The sequence below is a fragment of the Brevundimonas intermedia genome, assembly GCF_004614235.1.
In the GTDB taxonomy this organism is placed as follows: Bacteria; Pseudomonadota; Alphaproteobacteria; order Caulobacterales; family Caulobacteraceae; genus Brevundimonas; species Brevundimonas intermedia_A.
On sequence record NZ_SPVH01000002.1, the window covers coordinates 690,385 to 708,025 of the forward strand.

At 67.6% G+C, this 17,641-nt stretch carries 21 protein-coding genes; 10 read left to right on the forward strand and 11 right to left on the reverse strand.

Translation table 11 applies throughout. The features are described 5' to 3' along the window. Positions 1–4 precede the first annotated feature (4 nt). Genes EGY25_RS05225 through truA form a run of 6 tightly spaced genes read left to right on the forward strand, consistent with a single transcriptional unit; the run spans position 5 to position 3,613 of the window. Positions 5–577 (forward strand): hypothetical protein, encoded by a 573-nt coding sequence (locus tag EGY25_RS05225; protein WP_135193977.1) that lies wholly within the window; start codon positions 5–7, stop codon positions 575–577. Positions 578–609: 32 nt separating this feature from the next. Then, on the forward strand, positions 610–1,011 hold the full coding sequence (locus tag EGY25_RS05230; protein WP_135193978.1) for an acyl-CoA thioesterase: 402 nt from the start codon (positions 610–612) through the stop codon (positions 1,009–1,011). Between the two features lie 60 nt (positions 1,012–1,071). After that, entirely contained in the window at positions 1,072–1,650 is a 579-nt protein-coding gene (def, locus tag EGY25_RS05235; protein ID WP_135193979.1) for a peptide deformylase, read from the forward strand. Beyond that, positions 1,650–1,928 (forward strand): hypothetical protein, encoded by a 279-nt coding sequence (locus EGY25_RS05240; RefSeq protein WP_245159348.1) that lies wholly within the window; start codon positions 1,650–1,652, stop codon positions 1,926–1,928. Before def ends, EGY25_RS05240 begins: the two co-directional genes overlap by 1 nt. Before the next feature lie 18 nt (positions 1,929–1,946). Further along, positions 1,947–2,870, forward strand: a complete 924-nt coding sequence (fmt, locus tag EGY25_RS05245; protein WP_135193980.1) for a methionyl-tRNA formyltransferase — start codon at positions 1,947–1,949, stop codon at positions 2,868–2,870. Then, positions 2,870–3,613, forward strand: coding sequence for a tRNA pseudouridine(38-40) synthase TruA (truA, locus tag EGY25_RS05250; RefSeq protein ID WP_135193981.1), 744 nt, complete (start codon positions 2,870–2,872; stop codon positions 3,611–3,613). The genes fmt and truA overlap by 1 nt, the downstream gene beginning before the upstream one ends. A gap of 18 nt (positions 3,614–3,631) precedes the next feature. Here the strand turns inward: truA and EGY25_RS05255 are convergent, their stop codons facing one another. The 4 genes from EGY25_RS05255 to EGY25_RS05270 all read right to left on the reverse strand — a co-directional run bounded on the left by EGY25_RS05255 (position 3,632) and on the right by EGY25_RS05270 (position 7,525). After that, on the reverse strand, positions 3,632–4,675 hold the full coding sequence (locus EGY25_RS05255; RefSeq protein WP_135193982.1) for an aspartate-semialdehyde dehydrogenase: 1,044 nt from the start codon (positions 4,673–4,675) through the stop codon (positions 3,632–3,634). Between the two features lie 392 nt (positions 4,676–5,067). Then, positions 5,068–6,285 carry a beta-ketoacyl-ACP synthase I gene (gene fabB, locus EGY25_RS05260; RefSeq protein ID WP_135193983.1) on the reverse strand — a complete coding sequence of 406 codons (1,218 nt, stop codon included), beginning with the start codon at positions 6,283–6,285 and terminating at the stop codon, positions 5,068–5,070. A 64-nt stretch (positions 6,286–6,349) separates the two neighbouring features. Further along, complete coding sequence (fabA, locus tag EGY25_RS05265) at positions 6,350–6,883, reverse strand: 3-hydroxyacyl-[acyl-carrier-protein] dehydratase FabA (RefSeq protein WP_135193984.1); 534 nt, start codon at positions 6,881–6,883, stop codon at positions 6,350–6,352. Positions 6,884–6,952: 69 nt separating this feature from the next. Then, positions 6,953–7,525, reverse strand: a complete 573-nt coding sequence (locus EGY25_RS05270; protein WP_245159349.1) for an SH3 domain-containing protein — start codon at positions 7,523–7,525, stop codon at positions 6,953–6,955. Positions 7,526–7,593: 68 nt separating this feature from the next. Here EGY25_RS05270 and EGY25_RS05275 point away from each other — a divergent pair, with 68 nt between their 5' ends. After that, on the forward strand, positions 7,594–8,580 hold the full coding sequence (locus tag EGY25_RS05275) for a 2-hydroxyacid dehydrogenase (protein WP_135193985.1): 987 nt from the start codon (positions 7,594–7,596) through the stop codon (positions 8,578–8,580). On the opposite strand, the gene EGY25_RS05280 is transcribed toward EGY25_RS05275, so the two are convergent. Beyond that, positions 8,577–9,785: a DUF6880 family protein gene (locus EGY25_RS05280; protein ID WP_135193986.1), complete on the reverse strand. Its 1,209-nt coding sequence runs from the start codon at positions 9,783–9,785 to the stop codon at positions 8,577–8,579. The genes EGY25_RS05275 and EGY25_RS05280 overlap by 4 nt on opposite strands. Before the next feature lie 121 nt (positions 9,786–9,906). Between EGY25_RS05280 and EGY25_RS05285 the strand changes: the two genes are divergently transcribed. Beyond that, a complete protein-coding gene (locus EGY25_RS05285) occupies positions 9,907–10,158 on the forward strand; it encodes a hypothetical protein (protein ID WP_135193987.1) in 252 nt (83 codons plus the stop codon). A 3-nt stretch (positions 10,159–10,161) separates the two neighbouring features. Here EGY25_RS05285 and EGY25_RS05290 read toward each other — a convergent pair whose 3' ends face one another. The 3 genes from EGY25_RS05290 to EGY25_RS05300 form a co-directional block, all read right to left on the reverse strand. Then, positions 10,162–10,899 (reverse strand): HesA/MoeB/ThiF family protein, encoded by a 738-nt coding sequence (locus tag EGY25_RS05290; protein ID WP_135193988.1) that lies wholly within the window; start codon positions 10,897–10,899, stop codon positions 10,162–10,164. A 45-nt stretch (positions 10,900–10,944) separates the two neighbouring features. After that, on the reverse strand, positions 10,945–11,355 hold the full coding sequence (locus tag EGY25_RS05295) for a BLUF domain-containing protein (RefSeq protein ID WP_135193989.1): 411 nt from the start codon (positions 11,353–11,355) through the stop codon (positions 10,945–10,947). A gap of 99 nt (positions 11,356–11,454) precedes the next feature. Continuing rightward, the gene (locus tag EGY25_RS05300) at positions 11,455–11,856 is read right to left on the reverse strand and encodes a BLUF domain-containing protein (protein WP_135193990.1); all 402 of its coding nucleotides are present in this window, start codon (positions 11,854–11,856) and stop codon (positions 11,455–11,457) included. Positions 11,857–11,935: 79 nt separating this feature from the next. On the opposite strand from EGY25_RS05300, the gene hslV reads away from it, so the two are divergent. Further along, positions 11,936–12,550, forward strand: coding sequence for an ATP-dependent protease subunit HslV (gene hslV / locus EGY25_RS05305; protein ID WP_432417367.1), 615 nt, complete (start codon positions 11,936–11,938; stop codon positions 12,548–12,550). 13 nt (positions 12,551–12,563) lie between these two features. Here the strand turns inward: hslV and EGY25_RS05310 are convergent, their stop codons facing one another. Next, complete coding sequence (locus tag EGY25_RS05310; protein ID WP_135193992.1) at positions 12,564–13,145, reverse strand: ClpP family protease; 582 nt, start codon at positions 13,143–13,145, stop codon at positions 12,564–12,566. Next, on the reverse strand, positions 13,145–13,351 hold the full coding sequence (locus EGY25_RS05315; protein WP_135193993.1) for a hypothetical protein: 207 nt from the start codon (positions 13,349–13,351) through the stop codon (positions 13,145–13,147). Before EGY25_RS05315 ends, EGY25_RS05310 begins: the two co-directional genes overlap by 1 nt. A 162-nt stretch (positions 13,352–13,513) precedes the next feature. On the opposite strand from EGY25_RS05315, the gene hisS reads away from it, so the two are divergent. Next, complete coding sequence (gene hisS, locus EGY25_RS05320) at positions 13,514–15,004, forward strand: histidine--tRNA ligase (protein WP_135193994.1); 1,491 nt, start codon at positions 13,514–13,516, stop codon at positions 15,002–15,004. A 367-nt stretch (positions 15,005–15,371) separates the two neighbouring features. Here the strand turns inward: hisS and EGY25_RS05325 are convergent, their stop codons facing one another. Continuing rightward, a complete protein-coding gene (locus tag EGY25_RS05325) occupies positions 15,372–17,495 on the reverse strand; it encodes a M13 family metallopeptidase (protein WP_135193995.1) in 2,124 nt (707 codons plus the stop codon). Positions 17,496–17,641 lie beyond the last annotated feature (146 nt).

Sequence of the window (17,641 nt, forward strand, 5' to 3'; positions counted from 1 at the left end):
CGTCATGGCCAGACGGCGGGCGCTGCTTTCGGGTCTGCTCTCACGCAAGCCCGCCGCCGCGCCTGCTGACGACCACGTCGACCCGTTCGAGCGCCCCGCCGATCTCGAACCCGACGAGCCCGACGCCCTCAGCCTGGCGCTGGACGAGATCGAGGCCGGCGCGCTCGCCATCTACGCCGGCGCCGGCCTGCCGACGCAGCCCGGTCACTACCGGCGCGAGCCCGATAGCGAGGACTGGACGTTTCTGTCCGCCGACCTTGGGCCATCCGAAAGGTTCGCGCTCGCGCTTGAATACCCGCCGGAGCAGGGCTGGCGGTTCGCGCGGCTTCAGGATCTGGGCGCCCGCTCGGAGCGCCAAGACCTTCGCGCCGCCGCCCGTCTTCTGGGCGATGTCGCAGCGTTGCGAAACGCCCGGCGAGAAACCCTGACCCAGGCCCACCTTCTCACCGCCATAGAACTGGGCGCCGCTTGGCGGGCCTTGCGTGACGCCCAGGCCGTGCGAACCTCCCGCCTCACGCTCTCTGTGCCGGCGCGAACAAGATCTCTCAAAGGCGACAAGCCGCAAAAGCCGCGCTAGAGAGCCCGCCTCCCCGAACAGCAGGCTCCATTATGTCCGACGCCCCCGAAAAACCGCCCGAGTTCCAGCCCGTCGGCCGCATCATCGCCATGCCGGCGGACACCAATCCCGAGGGCGACATCTTCGGCGGCTGGCTGCTGGCGCAGATGGACGTGGCGGGCGCGACGCCGGCGTTCGAACTGGCCTGCGGACGCTGCGCCACCGTGGCGCTGGACGGCATGGTCTTTCACCAGCCCGTTTCGGTCGGCGACGAGGTCAGCATCTACGCCCATGTCATCGGCTCGGGCCGCACCTCCATCCGAGTCCACGTCGAGGCCTGGAAGCGCGCGCGGGGCCAGCCCCAGGCCGCGTCCGTCTGCGTGACCCAGGGCGTGTTCACCTATGTCGCCATCGACGAGCATCGCAAACCGCGCGCGCTTCCCGGCAAGGAATGAGGCTGGCAAGGAATAGGCGCAAATCTTGACCTGACGCCGGGGCGGGCTTACGTCCCGGCCATGGCCATCCGACGCATCCTCACCATCGACATCCCTGCCGACCTGGCGATCCTGAAGCAGGTTTCCAAGCCCGTCGCGGCCGTGGACGACGCCGTCCGCGCCCTGATGGACGACATGCTGGAGACCATGTACGACGCGCCCGGCATCGGTCTGGCCGCCGTTCAGATCGGCGCCCTGGACCGGGTCATCGTCATGGACCTGGGCGATCGTGACGGCACGATCCCCGAGACCGAGGAAGAAGACACCCCCGAAGCGTTCGAAGCACGCAAGAACCCGCGCTTCTTCGCCAACCCGGAGATCCTGTGGACCTCGGACGAGCTTTACACCTACGAAGAGGGCTGCCTGTCGATCCCCGAGTATTTCGACAAGGTGGAACGCCCGGCCCGCGTCCGCATTCGCTATCTGAACCGTGACGGTCAGTCGGTGGAGGAAGAGGCCGAGGGCCTCTACGCCGTCTGCATCCAGCACGAGATGGACCACCTTAACGGCGTGCTCTTCATCGACCATCTGTCGCGTCTCAAGCGGGATCGCGCCGTGACCAAGGTCAAGAAGGCCGCCCGCGACAGGATCGCCGCCTGATGACCAAGATCGTCCGCCCCGAACGTATCGAACGCGCCGCGCGCCGCATCGCGCCGTCCATTCCCCGTGGCCGCTCGCTGATCATCGATTCCGAGGGCCGTCGTCGCCTGACCCGCAGCCAGAAGATCGGCGTCGCCGGGGTCGCGACCCTGGCGGGCGTGGCCCTGCTGGGTGTGGTTGCGGGACTGCTGTTGGACAAGCTGCTCGACTTCGACGACGCCTTGGACGCGGGCGGCGAATGGGATGAGGGCGGCGGCGTCTTCACCCGCTGGCAGTAAACCTCTAAAGGCGTGCCCATGCGCCTTGCCTTCATGGGAACTCCCGACTTCGCCGTGCCGTCTCTGGCCGAGCTGATCGCCTCGGGTCACGAGATCGTCGCCGTCTATTCGCAGCCACCGCGCCCCAAGGGCCGGGGCCAGAAGCTGACGCCGTCGCCGGTTCACGCCTTCGCCGAGACCATGGGCCTGCCCGTCTTCACGCCCGAATCGATGAAGAGCCCGGACGCCATCGCCGCCTTCCAGAGCCTGGACCTCGACGCCGCCTGCGTCGTCGCCTACGGCCAGATCCTCAAGGCCGAGGTTCTGGATGCGCCCCGCCTGGGCTGTTTCAACCTTCATGGCTCGCTGCTGCCCCGTTGGCGTGGCGCGGCGCCGATCCAGCGCGCCATCATGGCCGGCGACGCCCAGACCGGCGTCCAGATCATGCAGATGGGCGTCGGCCTGGACGAAGGCCCCATCCTGCTGACCGAACTGATGGACATCCGCGCCGACGACACGGCCGCCATCCTGTCCGAGCGCATGTCCCATGTCGGCGCCGGCCTGTGGCCCCGCGCGCTGGCCGCCATCGAGCGCGGCAGCGTCACCCCGTCGGAACAGGTCGGAGAGCCCACCTACGCCAAAAAGATCACCCCCGCCGAAGCCCGCATCGACTGGACCCGCCCCGCCGCCGAGGTGGACGCCCACATCCGCGGCCTGTCGCCCTTCCCCGGCGCCTGGTTCGAAGCGCCGTCAGAGACGGGGCCTGTGCGCGTGAAAGCCCTACTGTCGGCCTTGGCGGACGGATCGGGCGCGCCCGGCGCGACGCTGGACGACGCCCTGACCGTGGCCTGCGGGACCGGCGCCGTGCGTTTGATCCGCGTCCAGCGCGAGGGCAAGGCGGCGCAATCGGCCGACGAGATGCTGCGCGGCTTTGCGTTACCGGCCGGGACCGTGCTCGGCTGATGCCGCGCTACAAGCTGACCATCGAATACGACGGCACGGCCTACAACGGCTTCCAGGCCCAGGCGGACCAGCCGACGGTCCAGGGCGCGATCGAAGCCGCCATCCTGGCCTTTTCGGGCGAGCGGATCCGCATCGCCGCCGCCGGTCGCACCGACACCGGCGTCCATGCGACGGCCCAGGTCATCCACGCCGATCTGGAGCGCGACTGGCCGGTCGATACGGTCCTGAACGCCATCAACGCCCATCTGATCAAACAGGACGTCTGCGTCCTGTCGGCCGAATACGCGCCCGACCCGGAGTGGCACGCCCGCTTCTCTGCGACCGGACGCGGCTACCTGTACCGGATCCTGAACCGCCGGCCTCAACCCGTTTTGGAGCGGGACCGCGTCTGGCACGTCAAGAAGACCCTGGACGCCGAGGCCATGCACCAGGCGGCCCAGGTGCTGGTCGGGCTGCACGACTTCACCACCTTCCGCGACGTGGGCTGCCAGTCCAAGTCGCCGATCAAGACCCTGGACGTGGCCCGCGTCTCCCGCTTCGGCGAGGAGGTGCATCTGGTCTTCCAGGCCCGCAGCTTCCTGCACCGCCAGGTCCGGTCGATGACCGGCACCCTGGTCGAGGTGGGTCTGGGCCGCTGGACCGCCCATGACGTCAAGGCGGCGCTGGAGGCGAAAGACCGCGCCCGATGCGGCCCCGTCGCCCCCTCGGCGGGGCTCTATCTCAGCGGCGTGCGCTACGACTGAACCCCGCCTGCCGGCCGGTCAGCCGCGCTGCTGAACCAGAACCTCGGCGATCTGCACCGCGTTCAGGGCCGCGCCCTTCCGCAGATTGTCGTTCGAGACGAACAGGGCCAGGCCGTGCTCGACCGTCGGATCGGGACGCACCCGGCCGACGAAGACCGGGTCCTGGCCCGCAGCTTCCAGCGGGTTCGGCACGGCGGTGACGACCACGCCCGGCGCCTGGGCCAGCAACTCCAGCGCCTGTGCCGCCGACAGCGCCCGCTCGAACTCGACATTGATCGACAGGGAGTGGCCGGTGAAGACCGGCACCCGCACGCAGGTGCCGGACACCGGCAGGCCGGGGATTTCCAGGATCTTGCGGCTCTCGTCGCGCAGCTTCAGCTCCTCGTCGGTATAGCCGTCCTCGCCGAGCGTGTAGTTCAGGGCCACCACGTTCGCGGCGATCGGCACGACCCACTTCTCCGGCGCGCCGAAGTCCACGGCCCCGCCGTCGCGGGCCAGGGCCGCGCCCTGCCCCACGGCCGCACGCGACTGGTCCTCCAGCACGCGAATGCCCTCGACCCCGCCGCCCGAAACGGCCTGATAGGTCGAGACCGTCAGACGCTTCAGGCCCGCCGCATCGTGCAGGGGCTTCAGCACCGGCATAGCGGCCATGGTGGTGCAGTTGGGGTTGGCGATGATGCCCTTGGGCAGGTTCGACAGGGCGTGGGGGTTCACCTCGGCGACCACCAGCGGCACTTGCGGATCGGAGCGCCAGGCCGAGGAGTTGTCGATCACCACCGCCCCGGCCGCCGCCACCTTGGGCGCCAGGGCCTTGGACGTGTCGCCGCCGGCCGAGAAGAAGACGATGTCCAGCCCGGCGTAGTCCGCGCTCGCCGCATCCTCGACCACGATGTCGGTCTCGCCGAAACGGACGGTCTTGCCGGCCGACCGGGCCGAGGCGAACAGGCGCAGCGAGGCCAGCGGGAAGTTCCGCTCGGCCAGCAGGCCACGCATCATCTCGCCGACGAGGCCAGTGGCGCCGACGATGCCCACATGGGGGGGATTGGACGGGGAAAAGGACATTCAGGCGTCTCCTTGAAGGATGGAGGCGCGGGGTTCAGCCGGATCGACCGCCCCGCGCATCGGCGGGGCTTGGGATCGGGGTTCGGCGCTTCAGACCTTGCGCACACCCGAAACCACCCCGCCGAGGCAGGTGGTTTTCGAGGTCATCGCTTTGGTCAGGCGTTGGGTCACGGCGACGCTCTCTAAGGACGAGAATCGTTCGTGTAAACAGCCAAGTTGGGAATGATCGAGCACAGAGGGAGCTATTGGGTTCCCACGGCGCAAGTTTCGTCATCCTCGCCCTTGTGGCGAGGATCCAGACTCCCGGTGCGTTAGCAGGGTGCGCCGCCGTCGAACACCGAGAGTCTGGATCCCAGGGACAAGCCCTGGGATGACGGGTCATCAGTGGAGAATCAGACCTTCGACAGGATCAGCGTGCCGTTGGTGCCGCCGAAGCCGAAGCTGTTGGACATGACGTGGGTCAGTTCGCCCTCGTGCCGCTTGCGCAGGATCGGCATGCCCTCGAAGGCCGGATCGAGATTTTCGATGTGGGCGCTCTCGGCCGCAAAGCCGTTCTGCATCATCAGCAGGCAGTAGATGGCTTCCTGCGCCCCCGCCGCGCCCAGCGAGTGGCCCGTCAGCGACTTGGTCGAGGAGATCATCGGCATCTGGTCGCCGAAGACGGCGCGCACGGCCTCCATCTCCTTGGAATCGCCGACCGGGGTCGAGGTGCCGTGCGGGTTCAGATAGTCGATCCGGGGATTGCCGGCCTGCTCCAGCGCGATCTTCATGCAGCGCTGGGCGCCTTCGCCCGAGGGGGCGACCATGTCATGGCCGTCGGAATTGGCGCCATAGCCGGTGACTTCGGCATAGATGGTCGCGCCGCGCGCCTTGGCCCGCTCGTAGTCTTCCAGCACCACGATGCCGGCGCCGCCAGCGATGACGAAGCCGTCGCGGTTGACGTCATAGGCGCGCGAGGCGACCGACGGATTGTCGTTGAAGTCCGAGGACATGGCGCCCATGGCGTCGAACATGTTCGACATGGACCAGTCGATGTCCTCGCAGCCGCCGGCGAAGACCACGTCCTGCTTGCCCCACTGGATCTGTTCGACCCCGGCGCCGATGCAGTGGGCGGAGGTCGCGCAGGCCGAGCTGATCGAATAGTTGACGCCGCGCATCTGGAACCAGGTCGACAGCACCGCCGAGGGGCCGGACGCCATGGCCTTGGGCACCGCGAACGGGCCGATCCGCTTGGGCGAGCCGCGCTCGACCGTGGTGGCGGCGGCCTGCAGGATGACCTGGGTCGAGGGACCGCCCTCGCCGACGATCAGACCGATGCGGTCATCCTTGATCTCGTCGGCCGTCATGCCCGACGACTTCAGGGCCTCTTCGAAGGCGATGTGCCCCCAGGCCGTGCCGTTGGCCAGGAAGCGGGCCGCGCGACGGTCCACCAGTTCCTCCCACGGGCCGATCTTGGGCGGCGCCCAGACCTGGCTGCGGAAGCCGTATTTGGCGTGATCGGGGGCATGGACGACGCCCGAACGGGCTTCGCGCAGGGACTGGGTGACCTCTTCGGCGCCGTGACCGATGGAGGAGACGATGCCCAGGCCAGTGACGACGACACGACGCATGGTGTTTCCTTCTGATGCTTCTCGACCCGAGGGTCTTCCGCCTTGTTCGCGGTTATATAGGGGCTTAAGCGCCCGCCGCCTCATCCTTCGCGCCGAACAGGCCGACCCGCATGTCGTTGCAGGTGTAGATGACCTGACCGTCGGCCTCCAGCACGCCGTCGGCGATGCCCATGACCAGTTTGCGGTTGATGACGCGCTTCAGGTTGATCTTGTAGACCACCTTCTTGATGTCGGGCGTGACCTGGCCGGTGAACTTGACCTCGCCGACGCCCAGGGCGCGGCCCTTGCCGGGTCCGCCGATCCAGCCGAGGTAGAAGCCGACCAGCTGCCACATGGCGTCCAGGCCCAGGCAGCCCGGCATGACCGGGTCGCCGATGAAGTGGCACTGGAAGAACCAGAGCTCGGGATTGATGTCGAGTTCGGCCTCGACATAGCCCTTGCCGTGTTCGCCGCCGTCGGCCGAAATCTGGGTGATCCGGTCGAACATCAGCATCGGCGGGGCGGGCAGCTGGGCGTTGCCGGGACCGAACAGTTCGCCGCGGCCCGAGGCCAGCAGGGCCTCATGATCGAAGGACGAAGGGTATTGGGACTGGGTCAAGGCGTTTCCGTTTCTTGATACGTTGCGCGCGGGTTACACGACCGCGCCGCTTCGCTCAACAGCGTGCGGTCAGTTGCGCCCCGTGCCCGCCGGCCGATTGGCGTTGCACAGCGCCCGTTCCTGGGTTCCGAACACCGCCCGTTGCGCCACCCAGCCCTCCAGCCGCCGCGCCCGGACCTTGCACCAGCCCTCTTCGCATTCGTCCAGCAGCACCAGGGCGCGCGGTGACAGGCGCGCCCGCACCGAGGCCGTCTCGGATCGGCCCGACCGGATCGGTACTTCCTGTGCGGTGGTGTTGAAGACATAGCGGCGGCCTGACGACACGGTGCGGTGTATCCAGGCGACGGCGCCGTCCGGGTCGCAGATCTTGCGCCATTCGGTCGTCTCGGCGATCACCTGAACCGGCAGGCCGGCGGCGCGGTATTCCCACAGGATCGGATAATCCAGCCCCGGTCCCTGACGCGCGCGCACGTGCGAGGACTTCAGAGAAATCCAGCGCGGCACCTCCAGCCCGGTCGGGGTCGGGCGGCCGTCGGGCATGGTCGCGCCCGCGCTCGCCATCACCCCGAGACCGAGAATCGCCAGAACGACGGCGAGGCGGCGTCGCAGGCTTTGGAAGATGGCGGCGGCTTTGCTAGACACTGAATGGAACGACCCGTCGCGCGGGCTTTCGATCCGTCTGAATCGCCGCCCGCAAACCAAGGCCCGCAATGTCCGCCCGCAAGCTTAAGGTCGTATTAACCAGACGCCTGCCCGACGCGGTGGAAACGCGGATGCGCGAGCTGTTCGACGCCGAGCTGAACCTGAAGGACCAGCCGATGGACCGCGCTGCGCTCCAGGCCGCCGTCCAGCGCGCCGAGGTTCTGGTCCCCACCATCACCGACGTCATCGACGCCGAACTGATCAACGGCGCGGGCGAGCAGTTGAAGATGATCGCCAACTTCGGCGCCGGCGTGGACCATATCGACATCGACGCGGCCGTGGCGCGCGGCATCATCGTCACCAACACCCCCGGTGTCCTGACCGAGGACACCGCCGACCTGGCCATGAGCCTGATCCTGGCCGTCAGCCGCCGTATCGTCGAGGGCGCCCAGGTGGTCGCCGAGGGGCGGTTCGAGGGCTGGACCCCGACCTGGATGTGCGGCCGCAAACTGTGGGGCAAGCGGCTGGGCATTGTCGGCATGGGCCGGATCGGCCAAGCCCTGGCCCGGCGCGCCAAGGCCTTCGGGCTCCAGGTCCATTATCATAACCGCAAACCCGTCCCGGCCCTGATCGAGGAAGAACTGGGCGCGACCTATTGGGACGACCTGGACCAGATGCTGGCGCGGATGGACATCGTCTCGCTGAACTGTCCGGCGACCAGGGACACCCATCACCTGCTGTCGGCGGAGCGGCTGGCCCGGCTTCAGCCCCACGCCATACTGATCAACACCGCGCGCGGCGAACTGATCGACGAGGCGGCGCTGGCTCAGGCGGTGGCCATGCGCGCCCTGTCCGGCGTCGGCCTGGACGTGTTCGAGAACGAGCCGGACATCCACCCCGGCCTGCTGGGCCAGCCGAACGTCGTGCTTCTGCCCCACCTGGGCTCAGCGACGCTTGAGGCGCGCCAGGACATGGGCGACCGGGTCATCGCCAACGTCATGACCTACCAGAACGGCCACCGCCCGCCCGACCGCGTCATCCCCGCGATGCTTTAGCCCGCAGCCAGCAACCGCTCGGCCGCATCGGGGTATTTCTGCGCCAGCCGCGCCGCCCAGTCCGCCCTCAACAGCAGCGGCGTGCGAACCTCGCGGATGCGGCGCTCGACCAGGGCCGCCGCCTCGCGGTGTGCGGGCCAGTCCATCAAGAAGCCCAGAGCCGTCTCGAAATCGGCATAGGTCGCAGCGTGCGCCAGGGCGCGGTCCAGCGCCTCCACGTCGTCGAAATCCGGCAGGCGCGCCAGATAGGCCCTCAGCACCGGCGCCGACAGGTCGCGTTCGAACATCGCCCAGCGAAGCTCTTGCGCCTCGTCCTTGCGGCCCTCGGCTTCCAGCAGGTCGATCGAGGTCGCCTCCCAAGCCGGCGTCAGGGTGGGCGGGCCGGCTTGCGGCGAACGCCCGAACGTCCAGCGCCGATTGCCCGCCGAGGGCGCCAGCGCCGCCTCCAGCGCCTGACGCGCCTCGGGAATCCGGTCGGCGACCAGCAACCGCTTGGCCATCACCGCCGCAAAATCCGGAGAGCCCCGCTCCTCCGGCGTCGTCAGCGACAGCCACAGATCGAGATCGCCCGCCCGGTCCGCCAGCCGCCGCATCGCCGTCCGCATCCCGCGCGCGCTCGATGTCTTGTCCAGAGTGTCCAGCAGCCGCCTGGCCATGTCCGGCGTCAGTTCCTCGCCGCCTGCCCCGATCCAGCGGGCGTATTCCAGCGGCTGACGCTCCACCGCCTGGGCCAGAGGCGCGACGGCCTTCTCGTCTGCCTGAACCGCAGCCCCGGCGATCCGCCACAAGTCCGGCGCCGCCGTCTCGAACGCGGCCGCCAACTCGCCCTTCTGATCCTTGACCCGCGTCGCCAGACCGCGAAACAGGTCGAACCAGGCGATCAGCCGCTCCAGCCCCTCCCTAGGCGCCGCCACGGCCAGATCATCGACGATAGCCCCGCGCAGGATGTCCAGATCCCGCAGCAGGTCGGGGCGCTTCCTCCACGACACCCGCGCCCGGCTGGCGGCGATGGTCGACAGACGCTTGTCCAGTTCCAGCGCCAGCAGGTCCGGCCCGGCCTCGGCCGCCAGCACCAACCTGAGCCTGCGCTTCAGAATGGCGTCCGCGTCGGCCGCCTGCATCAGCAGTTCGCCCAGGCGATCCGCCCCCAACCCGCTCAGATTGGCGGCGTTCAGGCGTTTGGGCGAGGCGGGACGTCGGGCCATCGGGCCTCCTTTTTCACAAGTCTGTCGGATCGGACTCACACGGCTGTCGAAAACCGCTGGCAGGGGAGGAACCGTCGCGAGCGGGCTTCGTTTCCGGCGGCGTATTCGAGGAAGTGTTGCGTTGGACTCCTACTATTGCATCGTCAACCTGCCCGGCGTTCCGGTGCGGGACATCTGCGTCCTCGACGCCGCCGACGACACGGCGGCCAATCAGGCGCTGGAGGAGATCGCCCGCAACTGGGTCGGGTTCGAGACCCTGTATCTATATTGCGGCGAACGGCTGGTGACGGTGCTCAGCAATCCCGCCCTGGGCTTCGCCGCACCTCTGGCCGATCTGGACCTGGCCGACATCCGCTTCGCCACGGCCGCCTGAGGCTCAGCCACCGCAGACGGGGCAATGGGGGTCTGCCCCCACCCGCACGGTGCGCGCCGCGCCCGCCAGACCGTCATAGAGCAGCAGCCGTCCGGTCAGGGCCTCGCCCGCCCCCGTGATCAGCTTGATCGTCTCCAGCGCCGCCATCGACCCGATCACGCCCGCCAGCGCCCCCACGACACCCACGCGCGAACAGGTCTCGGCGTCCGGCGGAATCTCCGGCGTCAGGCATTGATAGCAGGGCCGGCCCGCAAACACACCGACCTGACCGCTCCAGCGGCCCAAGGCCCCCGACACCAGCGGCTTGCCCGACGCGACGCAGGCCGCATTGACCCACAGCCGGGTCTGGAAGTCGTCGGTGCCGTCCAGCACGATGTCGAACGCGGCGACCCGCGCCGCTGCATTGTCGAGCGTCAGCCGCTCGACGAAGGTCTCGACCGCCACGTGAGGATTGAGACCACCCAGCCGTTGGGCCGCAGCCTCGACCTTGGGCCGGCCGATCTCCGCCGTGGAAAAGGCGATCTGCCGCTGAAGGTTGGACAGGCCCACGACATCGTCGTCGATCAGGCCCAGCGTCCCGACCCCCGCCGCCGCCAGATAAAGCGCCGCCGGCGAACCGACGCCGCCCGCGCCGACGATCAGCACCCGCGCGCGTTTCAGCGCCTGCTGCCCCGGCCCGCCCACCTCGGACAGGACGAGGTGGCGCGCATAGCGTTCGACTTCGTCTTCGGAAAAAATCACCGCCCTCTCTAACCCTGCCGACGACAAGGCGCGAGAGGCGCCGCGTCAAACGGCGTCGGCCATTCCCTCGACCAGCCCCGCCAGCACGCGATCCGCATGGGCCGCCGCGTCGTGCTGCATCAGGTCCGAGGCCATGAACGCTTCGGCCTCGGGCGTCGTCTCCAGCCGCGCCATGGCCCAGTTCGGGAACAGACGCTCCGGGACCGACTGGTCGGACACGATCCGCAGATTCTCGTGGCGGCGATCCCGGCTCAGCCGCGCCATGACGCGGTTCAGATCGGCGCGCGCGCCTTCCAGAACCTGCAGGAACCGTCCGTCGTGACGCATCAGCACGCCCGTCAGATGGTCGCGACGATTGTTCTGTTCGGACACGCCGATGATGTCGATCAGGGGCATCAGGCCGGAACCGACCGACCCGGTCGCCTCGCTCACATAGACAATGCGGAACAACGCCATAACCACTCTGTACGCAACTCAGGGCCAAGGCCCGACATCGCGACAGCTAGGCGATGAGGGTTAACAGAAGGCGCCGCCTCGGGGCGGGTCAGAGGCGGGTCAGGCGGCCATCTTGACGTGTTCGCACGACAGCAGCTTTTCCAGCCCCGTGCTGGACAGATCGCTCAATCGACGCCCGTACAGAATATCCTGGGCCTGGGCGTCGTTGAGGGCGCACAGTCGGGCTGAGTCCCGCATCCGGCGCTGCATCACAGGACGATCTTCCAGAATGCGGAGGTTGCGATGACGCGGATCGTTCGACAGGCGCGTCAGCAGCCGGTCCAGGTCGGCCCGCGCGCCTTCCGCCACCTGGGCCGCTTCGCCGTCATGGAACATCATCGCGCTGCTGATCTCGTCGCGAAGGTTGTTGCGCTCCGAGACGCCGAGGATTTCGGCGACCGACTGCACGTCACGACCTGACGCACCGATCATTTCGCTCACGAAAACGATGCGATAAAGCACAACTTATCCCCAGATATCGCCGATCATTGATACAGTCCGCGCCTTCTAGCCAGTATTGGGGTCAAAATAAGACGCCGTTATCCTGATCGACCCTGGACTTGATGCCTGCCGCCCGGCGCGCCATCTGACGGGGATGACACAGAGCGCTTCGAATTTCCCCGACTGGCACGGCACCACCATTCTGGCGGTGCGCAAGAACGGCCGCACCGTCATCGCCGGCGACGGGCAGGTCTCGATGGGGCCGACCATCGTCAAGGGTGCGGCGCGTAAGGTGCGGGTGCTGGCCGGCGGCAAGGTGCTGGCGGGCTTCGCCGGGGCCACGGCCGACGCCTTCACCCTTATCGAACGGCTTGAGGCCAAGCTGGAGCAGTATCCCGACCAGCTGGCCCGCGCCTGCGTGGATCTGGCCAAGGATTGGCGCACCGACCGCTATCTGCGTCGGCTGGAGGCCATGCTGCTGGTGGCGGACAAGTCGTCCATCTTCACCGTGACCGGCGTCGGCGACGTGCTGGAGCCGGAATACGGCGTCGCCGCCGTCGGTTCAGGCGGCAACTACGCCCTGTCGGCGGCCCGCGCCCTGATCGAGGAAACCGAGCTGGACGCCGAACAGGTCGCCCGCAAGGCCATGAAGATCGCCGCAGAGATCTGCGTCTACACCAACGGCAATCTGACGGTGGAGACGCTTCAGGCCTGACCCGGCCGCCGGTTCAGATCACTTCCGCGATCAGGCCCAGCGCCTTGGCCTCCTGGGCCTCGATGTACCAGTTCGCCGGCGCGCGTTTCAGCACGTCTTCCATGGTGACGGAGGATCCCCGCACCAGATTCTCGAACCCCTCGTTCTGAATGGCGATGGAGTGTTCGAGCTCGTTCAGCATCGCCCGGACCGAGGCGATGCAGGTGGTCAGCGGCCCGGTGACGTGCAGTTGCTTGTCCATCTTGCGCTCATGGATCATCACCCGGGCGCCTCGTGTCAGATAGCGGTTCTCCACGGCGAAGAAGCTCATGAAGGTGGCTCCGGCGGAATAGATCGCCGCCTTGCCCAGGAAGACCAGCCGCCGCGACGGATTGATGTCGCTCTGAAATCGCACGTCCTCGCCCATCATCCGCGCCACCTCGGGATCGCCGCCCAGGGTCGACAGCTCGATCACCGTCAGACCGGTCTTGGGCGCGTCGGCCAGCTGATCGCGAAATCGGTCGTACATCGCATAATCGACGGCGCCGGCCAGCAGGATGCGCGGGGTGTCGAAAGCTTCGGCCGTCAAAATGCCGCTCGGGGGCCTGTTGGACATCAGGCCTCCGGGGACGACGCGACGTCGTCGCTGACCGGATACCCCTGCGCCGACGCCCAGGATTTCGCCTCGCCGATGGAGAAGAAGGCCTGATCGCGGATGCGTCGCGACCCGTCCGTATCGACCAGTTCGCACTCCCACCAGCGGATCGTGCGTCGGTCCGACGTGTTGCAGGTGCGGGGTACGAGAAGGGCGTGCGGCGTCATGGCCTCAACAACGGAAAAACCGTGCCCCGGTTCCGCCGCATTGCGATTTGTCTTTGCGTAACAATCGCCTGTGTCCATCGTCCGACATTCGTTGATCCCCCCATATCGCTCTCGCCGCCCATGCAATTTGCGGTGGCCCTTGCCTTGGCTTAAGCGCGCGCCATGACCGACGCCACTCCTCCCCGCCCGCTCGCCCGCAACCCGCGCGGCTTCGCCGACAAGCGCGGCCGCGACCTGACCGCCGAACGCCGCATCGTGGCGCGCGTGTCCGAGGTCTATGAGCGCTGGGGCTTCGAACCGCTGGAGACCCCGGCGTTCGAATACGCCGATGCGCTGGGCAAATTCCTGCCCGACGCCGACCGCCCCAACGAAGGCGTGTTCGCGCTTCAGGACGACGCCGGCTCGGACGAGCCGGGCGAATGGATGGCCCTGCGTTACGACCACACTGCGCCCCTGGCCCGGTTCGCGGCCCAGACGTGGGAGACCCTGCCCAAGCCCTTCCGGCGCTATGCCTATGGTCCGGTCTGGCGCAATGAGAAGCCCGGCCCCGGCCGATTCCGCGAGTTCTGGCAGTGCGACGCCGACACCGTCGGCTCCGACCGGCCCGAGGCCGACGCCGAGATCATCGCCATGGCCTGCGAAGGCCTCGCCAGCGCGGGCCTGGACGCCGGGCAGGCCCAGATCCGCGTCTCGAACCGCAAACTGTTTGACGGCCTGTTCGACGCCGGCGGCGTGACCGAGGCCGGTCAGCGCCTGACGGCCCTGCGCGCCATCGACAAGTTCGACCGCCTGGGCTGGGAGGGTGTCGTCCAGCTGTTGGGCGAAGGCCGTCTGGACGAGTCCGGCGACTATACCAAGGGCGCCAGCCTGCCGACCAAGGTGACGACGGCCATCGAGGCCTTCCTGGCCTCGGCCAACACGCCCGGCCTGACGCGGGCGCAGACCCTTGATGCCGTCGCACGCTCCGGCGACCTGGGCGCGGCGGGCGAGGCGGCGCTGAACGAACTGGCCGCCATCGACCGGGCGCTGGCCGCCATGTCGGTCGGCCAGGAAGCGGTCAAGTTCGACCCCACCATCGTGCGCGGCCTGGAATATTACACCGGCGCCGTGTTCGAGGCCGAGCTGCTGCTGGACACCGTGGACGACAAGGGCCGGCCGGTCCGCTTCGGCTCGATCGGCGGCGGCGGCCGCTATGACGACCTGGTCGCCCGCTTCACCGGCCAGAGCACGCCGGCCACCGGCTTCTCCTTCGGCGTCTCGCGCCTGGCTTCGGCCCTGCGGGCGGCCGGTCGCGGCGCCGAAGACGCCGTGCGCGGTCCTGTGGTCGTCATCGTCTTCTCGGAAGACGACATGACCCATTATCTGACCGCCGTCGCCGAACTGCGCGCCGCCGGGATCGCCGCCGAGCTCTACCTCGGTCGGGCAGGCATGAAAGCCCAGATGAAATACGCCGACCGGCGCGGCGCCCCCGCCGTCATCATCCTGGGCGGGGACGAGATCGCCGCCGGCGAGGTCACTATCAAGGATCTGGACGCCGGCCGCGCCGCCGCCGCCGCCATCACTGACAACGACGCCTGGAAGGCCGAACGTCCGGGCCAGATGAAAATCCCCCGCGATGGCCTGGTCGCCGCCATCAAATCAATTATCGAATAAGCTTCGACAATAAGGCGCCGCGAAGATGAGTTATCGGCGATAAGTCGAAGAAAGTTCGACTCGGGCGAAACCCGCCGTTGACGCGGACGGGGCCGATGCGTCAAATGAACTCACTCGAGGGCAAGCGTTGCTCAAGCGCGCAGCACTCGAAGGCGTTTCGGGGAGGAAACGTCCGCTCTGCAAAGAGCGCGAAAGCCCGCTGCGATGTATCCCCCGCAGCGGGCTTTTTCGTGCCTGGGTCCCGGCGTGGCCTCTGAAAAACCTCGCTAAATTGTCGATGCGATGTCGGGGTTTAGACAGGCGATCGTCGACATGAAAAAGGCCGGGGCGAACCCCGGCCTTTTCCGTTTATCGAAGAAGCGTCACCTTACCAGAGGCGAACGCGCTCCTCAGGCGTCAGATAGTATTTCGTGCCAGGCTGGACGTCGAAGGCGTCGTACCAGGCGTCCACGTTGCGCAGCGGGCCGATGACCCGGAACTGGGCCGCCGAGTGCGGGTCGGTGGCGACCTGCTGCTTCAGGGCTTCGTCGCGGTATTTCGACTGCCAGACCTGGGCCCAGCCGTAAAAGAAGCGCTGATCGCCCGTCGCCCCATCCAGAACCGGCGCCGGCTGGCCGTTCAGCGACAGGTGATAGGCCTCCAGACCCACCGCCACGCCCGAGGCGTCGCCGATGTTCTCACCCATCGTCAGGCCGGGGTTGATGGTGTAGCCGGCGATCGGCTCATAGGTCGCATATTGCGCGCCCAGACGCGCCGTCAGCGCCTCGAAGTTGGCCTTGTCCTCGGGCGTCCACCAGTTGCGCAGAACGCCGTCGCCGTCGGACTTGGAGCCCTGGTCGTCGAAGCCGTGGCCGATCTCGTGGCCGATCACCCCGCCGATGCCGCCATAGTTGACCGCCGCATCGCCGTTTGGATCGAAGAAGGGCGGCTGCAGGATCGCGGCCGGGAAGACGATCTCGTTGTTGGCCGAGTTGTAGTAGGCGTTGACGGTCTGCGGGGTCATGCCCCACTCCGACTTGTCGACCGGCTCGTTCAGGCGGGCCAGATCATAGTTCCACTCGAACAGGCCGCGGCGTTCGGCGTTGCCGACCAGGTCGTTCGCGCGGATATCCAGACCGGAATAGTCGCGCCACTTGTCGGGATAGCCGATCTTGACCGTGAACTTGCGCAGCTTCTCCTGCGCCGCCGCCTTGGTCTCGGTTCCCATCCACGTCAGGTTGTCGATCCGGCGCGACAGGGCCGTGCGCAGATTGGCGACCAGCTCCTCCATCTTGGCCTTGGATTCGGCCGGGAAATACTGGGCGACATAGAGCCGGCCCGCAGCCTCGCCCAGCGACCCTTCGGCGAAGGAGATGGCGCGCTTTTCGCGGGTCCGCTGTTCGGGCTGACCCGACAGGTCGCGCGAACGGAACTCCCATTGGGCGTCCGAGAAGCGCTTGGACATCAGCGGCGCCATGTCGTCGGCGGTGTGGAAGGCTTCCCAGGCCTGCAACAGCTCGACCGGGGTCTCGGCGTAGATGGCCGCGATCTTGGGCATGGCCGTGTCTTGGCGCACGATCAGGCGCGGCACGCCGCCCAGTTCGGCGGCGTCGTAATAGGCCTGCCAGGCGAAGCCCGGCGCGTCCTCGGCCAGCTTGGCGATGGTGAACTCGTTATAGGTCTTGTCGCGGTTGCGGTTCTCGGCCGGCGACCAGTGGGCCTCGGCGATCTTGCTTTCCAGGGCCACGATCTGGGCGGCGGTCTCGGTCGGATTGGCCCAGCCGATCATGCCCAGCATACGCGCGACATAAGCCTCGTACAGGACCTTCTTGTCGGCGAAACGGGCGTCCAGATAGTAGTCGCGGTTCGGCAGACCGATGCCCGACTGGCCCGTCGAGACGACGTAGCGGGTCGGTTGTTTGGAATCGATGGTGATGCCGGTGCCGAAGAAGGACGAACCGAAGCGGCCGACCGTCTGGCCCATATAGACGGCCATCTTTTCATGGCTGTCGGCGGCGCGGATCGCGGCCAGATAGGGTTGCAGCGGCTGGGCGTCCAACTGCTCGATGCGCGCCTCGTCGATGTAGGAGCGATAGGCGTCAGCGACCTTCGCCTCGTCCGAACCAGGCGCCAGGTCGGTGCGGTTCGCCAGGCCCAGCACCAGTTCCTTCATGCGGTTGTCCGACAGTTCGCGCAGCAGGGCGAACGAGCCATAGCTGGTGCGGTCCGACGGGATCACCAGTTTTTCCAACGCCTTGCCGTTGGCGTACTGGAAGAAGTCGTCGCCCGGCTTCACCGCCGTGTCGCGGCCGGCCATGTCGAAGCCCCAGGTGCCGTAGCGAGGCGCCTCTGTGCCTTTCCAGCCCGCCGCCGTCTCTTCGCCCGAGAACAGGGAAACGATCGAGCAGGTCTCGTCGATGCAGGCGTGGTCGTGGCCGACGTCCTGCGCCAGGGCGGCGCTGGCGGGCAGAAGAAGGGCGCCGACAGCGGCCCCGATAAGCAGTCTTTTCATCACGGATTCCTGGAAGACGCCCCTGAAACGGACGGATCGGGCCGGACCCTAGACCCGGGCGGTGGGGTGTCGCCTTAAAAAAAGTTCATGAAAGCCGTGCGGCCTCTCGCCACGGCTGGGGATCAAGGTCACATACGCGGATACAA

Coding starts and splice junctions, on each gene's coding strand:
- EGY25_RS05295 (WP_135193989.1), bottom strand. CDS start 11,355: ATGGCGTTGTTCCGCATTGTCTATGTGAGCGAGGCGACCGGGTCGGTC.
- EGY25_RS05315 (WP_135193993.1), bottom strand. CDS start 13,351: ATGACGCCGCACGCCCTTCTCGTACCCCGCACCTGCAACACGTCGGAC.
- EGY25_RS05240 (WP_245159348.1), top strand. CDS start 1,650: ATGACCAAGATCGTCCGCCCCGAACGTATCGAACGCGCCGCGCGCCGC.
- truA (WP_135193981.1), top strand. CDS start 2,870: ATGCCGCGCTACAAGCTGACCATCGAATACGACGGCACGGCCTACAAC.
- EGY25_RS05275 (WP_135193985.1), top strand. CDS start 7,594: ATGTCCGCCCGCAAGCTTAAGGTCGTATTAACCAGACGCCTGCCCGAC.
- EGY25_RS05225 (WP_135193977.1), top strand. CDS start 5: ATGGCCAGACGGCGGGCGCTGCTTTCGGGTCTGCTCTCACGCAAGCCC.
- EGY25_RS05230 (WP_135193978.1), top strand. CDS start 610: ATGTCCGACGCCCCCGAAAAACCGCCCGAGTTCCAGCCCGTCGGCCGC.
- fabB (WP_135193983.1), bottom strand. CDS start 6,285: ATGCGTCGTGTCGTCGTCACTGGCCTGGGCATCGTCTCCTCCATCGGT.
- EGY25_RS05325 (WP_135193995.1), bottom strand. CDS start 17,495: ATGAAAAGACTGCTTATCGGGGCCGCTGTCGGCGCCCTTCTTCTGCCC.
- EGY25_RS05310 (WP_135193992.1), bottom strand. CDS start 13,145: ATGTCCAACAGGCCCCCGAGCGGCATTTTGACGGCCGAAGCTTTCGAC.
- fmt (WP_135193980.1), top strand. CDS start 1,947: ATGCGCCTTGCCTTCATGGGAACTCCCGACTTCGCCGTGCCGTCTCTG.
- hisS (WP_135193994.1), top strand. CDS start 13,514: ATGACCGACGCCACTCCTCCCCGCCCGCTCGCCCGCAACCCGCGCGGC.
- EGY25_RS05280 (WP_135193986.1), bottom strand. CDS start 9,785: ATGGCCCGACGTCCCGCCTCGCCCAAACGCCTGAACGCCGCCAATCTG.
- def (WP_135193979.1), top strand. CDS start 1,072: ATGGCCATCCGACGCATCCTCACCATCGACATCCCTGCCGACCTGGCG.
- EGY25_RS05255 (WP_135193982.1), bottom strand. CDS start 4,675: ATGTCCTTTTCCCCGTCCAATCCCCCCCATGTGGGCATCGTCGGCGCC.